The organism is Actinomycetota bacterium (assembly GCA_035540895.1).
Classification (GTDB): Bacteria; Actinomycetota; JAICYB01; order JAICYB01; family JAICYB01; genus DATLFR01.
The window spans coordinates 1-6473 of sequence record DATLFR010000076.1; the positions used below are offsets into that span (position 1 = coordinate 1).

Here is a 6473-nt window from a genome sequence, read left to right on the forward strand (position 1 = left end):
CAGATGAGCAGCATGGGGGCAGCGCCGCTGTCGTTGCGCCGGCCGCCGCCCATCATCCCCATCCACAGGAACGACCTCATGATGAAGAACGCGACCATGGCGAAGAACGAGGCGATGGTCATGACGGCCACGTCACGGTGCACGACGTGAGCCATCTCGTGCGCGAGCACGGCCTCGAGCTCCTGGCGATCGAGCTGCTGCATGAGGGTGCGGGTGACCGCGATCACCGCCTTGCTCGGGTTCCGACCGGTCGCGAACGCGTTCGGGATCGGCATGTTCGACACCGCGACGCGGGGCTTGGGGACGTTCGCGGTCTGCGCGAGTCGGTCGATCATCGCGTGGAGCTCCGGCTCCTGCTCCGGGGTCACGACCTTGGCTCCCATGCCGAGCATCGCGATCTTGTCGGAGAAGAAGTACTGGGCCCCCAGCATGAGCGCGGCGATGAAGATCAGGCCTCCGGTCGAGACGCCGGCCTGCGAGAGGAAGGCGAGGAACGCGAGATAGACGGCCGCGAGCAAGGCCATGGTGATGAACATCCGGCTGGACAGCTTCCAGTCCCGCCCGATCGCGCGCCTCTGCATGCCGCCTACCTCCTCCTTCCCGGTCCCGACGCTGGCATCTCTACCCCGCCAACGCGCGACGCCGAACGCCGGTTCCCTCAGATCCCGTAGGTCGCCCGGACACCTGTGAACCCCTTGCGCGACACGCTCATGATGGCGGTGTCGTGCCAGGATCCGTCCCGATAAGCGCGTCCGGCGAGCCTCCCCTCGAACTCGAAACCGCACGATTCGTACACGGCTCGCGCGCGGTCGTTGTCGGCGAGCATCGAGAGCTCCACACGCTCCAGGCCGACCAGGTCGAACGCGTAGGTCAGCAGCGCCATGACCGCGTCGCGACCGAGGCCCTGCCCCCACAGGTCCTTCTCGCCGATGTAGATGTAGAGGGCGCAGACCCGCGGCTCCCACCGGAACTGGTTGAGACCGCACTTCCCGATCGGCCGGCCGTCCAGCTCGATGATGAACGGCCTGCCCTCCTCGCGAGCGCGCCGCTGGTCCTCGTCGATGTCCTCGAGCGAGAACGGGACGCGGTAGTCCATCCAGTGGGCGACCTCTGGGTCGTTCTGCCATCGCCGCAGGTGCTCGTGGTCGGACCGTTCCACCGGCCTCAGCGCCACCTTCAACCCTCGGGAGCCCATCCGTCCTCCACTCCTAGGCGCCGGCGCGCGCAAGGAGCGCCCGTCGCACCCCTTCGCACGCGGTGACCGACGCGTAGACCTCCAGCAGCCCCTCGGCCGTGGCCGACCAGGGGAACCTCTGCGCCAGCGCTACCGCGTTCGTTCCGAGTCGATCGCGGGCCTCGGGGTCGGCCAGGACACGGGAGAGGGCACGCGCGAACGCGCTGGACGTGCGCCGCCTGACCAGGTAGCCGGTCTGACCGTCCTGGACGAGGCGTCGGAGCCCCCCCACCGCGGTCGCTACGACGGGCGTCCCGCACGCTGCCGCCTCGAGGGCCACGAGCCCGAACGACTCCGACGCGGACGGGATCACCACCGCGTCGGCCGCCCTGTACAGGTCCGGCAGGTCGTCGTGGGGGACGGGCTCGAGGAAGGTCGTCCGTCTCGTCACGCCGTAACGGCGCGCCCGCAGGTGCAGGCGCATCCTCTCCCCCCACGAGCCGCGGGGCGACTCGTCGCCCGCGATCAGCAGGTGCGCGTCCGGCACCATGCGGCGCAGCCGCGCGATCGCTCCGAGGGCGATGTGCGGGCCCTTCAGCGGCTGCAGGCGCCCCGCGAACAGGACGGTCGGCTCCGGACCGAGCCCCCACCTCGACCTGGCGGCGGCGCGGTCGCCCGGCTTGAATCGTCCCAGGTCGACCCCGGGGTAGACGACGTCCACGCTCTCCGTCCGGCAGTCGTAGAGATCGATCAGCTGGTCACGCTCGATATCGGTCGAGGCGACGATCCTGTCCGACGCGCGGACGAGCCGGTCCTCGCCCCGGCGGCGGAACAGAGGCTCGGGGTCCTCCCCGGAGCGGGCCGAGTCCTTCACGCGCGCCAGGGTGTGGAACGACGTGACGAGCGGCACCCCCCAACGCTCCTTCAACGCCATGCCTGCCACGCCGGACAGCCAGTAGTGCGCGTGGATCGCCTCGTAGGCCGGCTGGGAGGCGGCGATCGCGTCGACCTCGTCGACGAACCGGTCGACGAGGCGAGGGAGGCGCTCCTTGTGCACGGGCCGCGCCGGCCCGGCGTCCACCGCGAAGACCCGGACCCCGGGAGCCACCTCGGTGAGGGCGGGCTCGTCGGGCGACGTCCTCCTCGTGAAGATGTCGGACATCACCCCGCGGCCGGCCATCTCCGCGGCGACCTTGCGGATGTAGACGTTCATGCCGCCGCTATCGCCCCCGCCCGGCTGCTCGAGCGGAGAGGTGTGGAACGAGAGGACCGCGATGCGGCAGGTCACGTCGGCTGGGGCGGGCATCGGATCGGTCACGTCATCGCTCCTGCGCCTTCGATCCTATACACCGCCGACCGCAGGACGGCGTGGCCAGGGGCAGAATCGAACTGCCGACACCGGCATTTTCAGTGCCGTGCTCTACCAACTGAGCTACCTGGCCCGAAGCGGGCCGGGACCAGGATCCCGACTCCGGCTGCGGGGGCGACGGGACTTGAACCCGCGACCTCCACCTTGACAGGGTGGCGAGCACTCCGTACTGCTCCACGCCCCCAGGACGAACAAGGGTACACCACATCCCTGCGCCGAGCGTCGGCCGCCCTCGCGCGAGGGCTACGATGGGATGCGGGCCGCTAGCTCAGCTGGTTAGAGCACCGGGCTTTTAACCCGGGTGTCCGGGGTTCGAATCCCTGGCGGCCCACCTCAGGCGCGCGAAGGAGCCGCGGGCGCGTCGGGCACCTCGAACCCTTCCTCGTCGACGTAGCACCACCACCAGTCCTCGCCAGGCTCGTACGACCTGATCAGCGGGTGGCCGGTGTCGTGGAAATGCGCGGTGGCGTGGCGGTTGGGCGAGTGGTCGCAGCAGCCCACGTGCCCGCACGCCAAGCAGAGGCGCAGGTGGACCCACCTCCCGCCGCTCGCGAGGCACTCTTCACACCCGTCGGGTGTCCGGGGGTGCGGGGCCGGGTCGGCCCCGGCCAGGTGGTCGCACGACTCCATGCGCGCCTCCTCGTCCATGGCTAGTCGTCCGAGGGCTCGATCGGGTGCTCCCTGAGCCACCGGCGGGCGAACGGACAGCGCGCCTCGATCGTCAACGTGTTGCGATGAGCATGGTCTCGGGCGGCGGACACGAGGGCGCCTCCGATGCCCCGCCCGCCCAGTTCTTCCGGGACCCCGGTGTGGATGAGGATCAGCCGGTCCGCGTCCTGCCGGTAGACCAGCTCCGCCACCCGTCCCTCCACGTGGGCCTCGAACCGGTTGGCGGCCTCGTTGTTGGTCACCTCGTACGTCCCACCGGACATATCGCACCTCCGTCCGTCCATACGTTCCCACGGGGCCCCCTCCCCGCGCTGCGGATAGGATCTTCGGCACCCGCGAGAGAGGACCACGACATGGCGGCTGCCCCGGCCACGCGCACGGCGCGAACCCGAGGACGCGTTGCCGTCCCGCTCGTCCTCCTGATCGCGGTGGTGGCAACGTTGCGCGCGGGCCCGGTCCCCTTCGCCGTCCTGGCCGGCGTCCTCCTCGCGCTCACCTTCCTCGAACTGCGTCGCCTCATAGGGGGCGCCGGTTCGCGCGCGTCGCTCGTCATGGGGCTGGTCGCGGTGGCCGCGATGACGTGGATGGGCGCGACCGGTAGGCCCGAGCACCTCCCGTGGGGCATGGCAGGACTCCTGCTCTCGCTCTTGGCCGGACGCGTCGTGATGCTCGAGACCGGACACCGGGGCGTGGAGGGTGCGACCGCGGATATCGCCTCCACCGCCGCCGCCGTTGCGGTCGTGGGTCTGACGGGGGCGCACGTGCTCCTGATCCGCAACTCGATCGGGTACGAGGTGACGCTGCTCTTCGTGGTCGTGGTAGCGGCGGATGCTCTCGTAGCCGCCGCAGCGAGCAGGGTCGTCGGACGCCACCGGCTCTCGGCCCGCGTCTCGACCTCCCGGACGTGGGAGGGGGCGGCCTTCGGCTTCGCGGCCGCGCTCGCTGCCGGCCTGCTCCTCGCGCGTCTCGTCGAACTCCCACTCTCGACGAGGGGGGTCGTGGGGATGTCCGCGATGCTTGGTCTCCTGGCTCCCGTGGGCGACCTCGCGTCTTCGGCGGTCCAGCGCAGCGCGGGGCTCGAGGAGGACGCCGGCTGGCTGCCGGGGATCGGGGAGGTCCTCAACGCCCTCGACGGCGCGCTCTTCGCAGCACCGTTCTTCTACTGGGCGGTCCGCACGCTCGTCCTCTAGCCTGAGGACATGTCGAACGTCGCGGTCTTCGCCGAAGAGGCGATGGAGAGGTTCGGCGACTACGAGGCCGTGACGTACGTCTCCCTCGCCGGACCCGACACCACCCATCGCTCAGGCGAGCTGTACGCGCTCTCCCACAAGCTCACGTCGGGGCTGCGCCGGCTCGGTGTCGAGCCGGGAGACAGGGTGGTCGTCATGATCCCCAACGCGCCCGAGATCACGGTCATCTACTCGGCCATCGCCCGATGCGGCGGGGTCATCCTGCCGATCCTGTTCCTGCTCGCCGACAACGAGATCCGCCACATCCTGGCCGACGCCGAGCCGAGGGTCGTCATCACATCGAGCGAGTTCTTCGACCGGATGCGGGCGGCCGCCTCCACCGTGCCTTCGGTCCGGCATCTGATCTGCCTGGACGCGGCCCCCGACGGTGGTGTCGCCTTCGCGGACGTCGTGGGAGCCGAGGATGCCAGGGCCGAGATGACGGACCGGTCCGACGACGACCTCGCCCTGCTCATCTACACGGGAGGCACGACGGGACGACCGAAGGGGGTCATGCTCACCCACGGCAACCTGACGTTCGCCGCGCGGGCTGCCGCCACCGTCTCCCGCGAGGAGAACGGGATCACCTCCGACGACGTGGGGCTGTCCTCCCTGCCTCTGGCCCACAGCTTCGGTGTGCTCGTCTGGCTCGTCGGGACCCAGATCGGCGGAAAGGGCGTCCTCCTGCGCTGGTTCGATCCGGCGACGTTCTTCCGGTGCATCGAGGAGTACCGGTGCACGACGACGGCCGTGGTGCCCACGATGATCACCTACCTCGTCGGTCACCCGGACGGCGACACCCGTGACACCTCTTCGCTGCGGCTCGTCACCTCCGGTGCGGCTCCGCTGCCGGTCGAGGTCGGCCGCGCCTTCGAGGAGCGGTTCGGATGCACGATCCTCGAGGGTTGGGGGCTCACCGAGTCGATAGGGCTCGGGACGGTCAACCGGGTCCACGCCCGCCGCTGGGGCTCGATCGGCAAGCCCATGCCCGGCGTCGAGGTGGCCGTGCGGGACCCGGAGTCCGATCGCGAGGTGGCGACCGGGGAGCTCGGCGAGATCTGCATGCGCGGTCCGCACGTCATGCCCGGCTACTGGAAGCTCCCCGAGGAGACGCAGACGACCCTGCGCGGCGGCTGGCTGCGGACCGGGGACGTGGGTTACGTCGACGACGACGGCTTCCTCTTCATCGTCGACCGGGTGAAGGACCTGATCATCCGGGGCGGGTTCAACATCTACCCACGCGACGTCGAGGAGGTCCTCCACGCGCACCCGGCGGTCCTGGAGGCGGCGGTGGTCGGCGTGCCGGACCCGGCCATGGGCCAGGAGGTGAAGGCGTTCGTCGTCCTGAAGCCGGGCGCCTCCGCTACGGAGGAGGAGCTGGCCTCCCACTGCCGGGGGCAGCTCGCGTCGTACAAGTGCCCGAAGGCGTTCTCGTTCCTGGACATGCTCCCGAAGTCAGGGGTCGGCAAGATCCTGCGCCGCGAGCTGCGCGAGCGCGCCGGGAGCTGAGGGTGGCCCGCACCGAGTCGCGGCCGTTGAGCCTCCCCCGGCGATGGGCCCACGTCATGACGACGTGCAACCCGCCCCCCGGCGACGTGGACCCGTTCTCGAGGTGGCTGGTCATCGTACGGGCCTGCGTCCTGCCGATGACGTTCACGTCCGCTGCGATCGCCGGACTGTTGGCCGTGCGCCACCCTGGGTTCGACCCCGCCTTGTTCGCGGTGGCGGCGGCTGGGATGGTCATCGCGCATGTCGCGAACAACCTCATGAACGACCTGTTCGACGTGCGGACGGCGCTCGACACCGAGGGGTACCCGCGGGCCCTGTACGCACCTCACCCGGTGCTGTCCGGGATGATCACCATGCGCGGGCTGTGGTCCGTGACGGCGGTCGTGAACGTCGTCTCGCTCGCGGTGCTGGTCGGGCTCACGTACGCGCGCGGCTGGCCGGTCGCCGCTTTCGCGCTGGCCGGGTTCGTCGTGAGCGCCGGGTACACGGCGCCCCCGCTCCGCCTGAAGAAGAGGGCCATGGG

General features: G+C 70.4%; 8 protein-coding genes and 3 tRNA genes. 4 read left to right on the forward strand and 7 right to left on the reverse strand.

Translation table 11 applies throughout. The features are described from left to right. From VM840_04620 to VM840_04640, 5 genes are all read right to left on the reverse strand, one after another. Positions 1–581: M48 family metalloprotease (locus tag VM840_04620; GenBank protein HVL80860.1), on the reverse strand; the 581-nt coding region annotated here is incomplete at its 3' end. Between the two features lie 77 nt (positions 582–658). Further along, complete coding sequence (locus VM840_04625) at positions 659–1195, reverse strand: GNAT family protein (GenBank protein HVL80861.1); 537 nt, start codon at positions 1193–1195, stop codon at positions 659–661. Between the two features lie 13 nt (positions 1196–1208). Next, positions 1209–2492 (reverse strand): glycosyltransferase, encoded by a 1284-nt coding sequence (locus VM840_04630; protein ID HVL80862.1) that lies wholly within the window; start codon positions 2490–2492, stop codon positions 1209–1211. Positions 2493–2543: 51 nt separating this feature from the next. Further along, positions 2544–2616: transfer RNA gene (locus VM840_04635), tRNA-Phe, on the reverse strand. 36 nt (positions 2617–2652) lie between these two features. Beyond that, positions 2653–2727: transfer RNA gene (locus tag VM840_04640), tRNA-Asp, on the reverse strand. Between the two features lie 73 nt (positions 2728–2800). On the opposite strand from VM840_04640, the gene VM840_04645 reads away from it, so the two are divergent. Then, positions 2801–2874 (forward strand) — tRNA-Lys (locus VM840_04645). Between the two features lie 2 nt (positions 2875–2876). On the opposite strand, the gene VM840_04650 is transcribed toward VM840_04645, so the two are convergent. Both VM840_04650 and VM840_04655 read right to left on the reverse strand, forming a co-directional pair. Further along, positions 2877–3173: a UBP-type zinc finger domain-containing protein gene (locus tag VM840_04650; protein HVL80863.1), complete on the reverse strand. Its 297-nt coding sequence runs from the start codon at positions 3171–3173 to the stop codon at positions 2877–2879. 20 nt (positions 3174–3193) lie between these two features. Continuing rightward, entirely contained in the window at positions 3194–3475 is a 282-nt protein-coding gene (locus tag VM840_04655; GenBank protein ID HVL80864.1) for a GNAT family N-acetyltransferase, read from the reverse strand. A gap of 90 nt (positions 3476–3565) precedes the next feature. Between VM840_04655 and VM840_04660 the strand changes: the two genes are divergently transcribed. The 3 genes from VM840_04660 to VM840_04670 form a co-directional block, all read left to right on the forward strand. Continuing rightward, on the forward strand, positions 3566–4402 hold the full coding sequence (locus VM840_04660; GenBank protein ID HVL80865.1) for a phosphatidate cytidylyltransferase: 837 nt from the start codon (positions 3566–3568) through the stop codon (positions 4400–4402). Between the two features lie 9 nt (positions 4403–4411). Further along, positions 4412–5950, forward strand: a complete 1539-nt coding sequence (locus VM840_04665; GenBank protein ID HVL80866.1) for a long-chain fatty acid--CoA ligase — start codon at positions 4412–4414, stop codon at positions 5948–5950. Between the two features lie 2 nt (positions 5951–5952). Next, a partial coding sequence (locus VM840_04670) for a prenyltransferase (protein ID HVL80867.1) occupies positions 5953–6473 on the forward strand: 521 nt, incomplete at its 3' end.

Bases quoted from the DNA above. Each gene is read 5' to 3' on its own strand.
- VM840_04650 (HVL80863.1), bottom strand. From the start codon at position 3,173: ATGGAGTCGTGCGACCACCTGGCCGGGGCCGACCCGGCCCCGCACCCC.
- VM840_04655 (HVL80864.1), bottom strand. From the start codon at position 3,475: ATGTCCGGTGGGACGTACGAGGTGACCAACAACGAGGCCGCCAACCGG.
- VM840_04625 (HVL80861.1), bottom strand. From the start codon at position 1,195: ATGGGCTCCCGAGGGTTGAAGGTGGCGCTGAGGCCGGTGGAACGGTCC.
- VM840_04660 (HVL80865.1), top strand. From the start codon at position 3,566: ATGGCGGCTGCCCCGGCCACGCGCACGGCGCGAACCCGAGGACGCGTT.
- VM840_04665 (HVL80866.1), top strand. From the start codon at position 4,412: ATGTCGAACGTCGCGGTCTTCGCCGAAGAGGCGATGGAGAGGTTCGGC.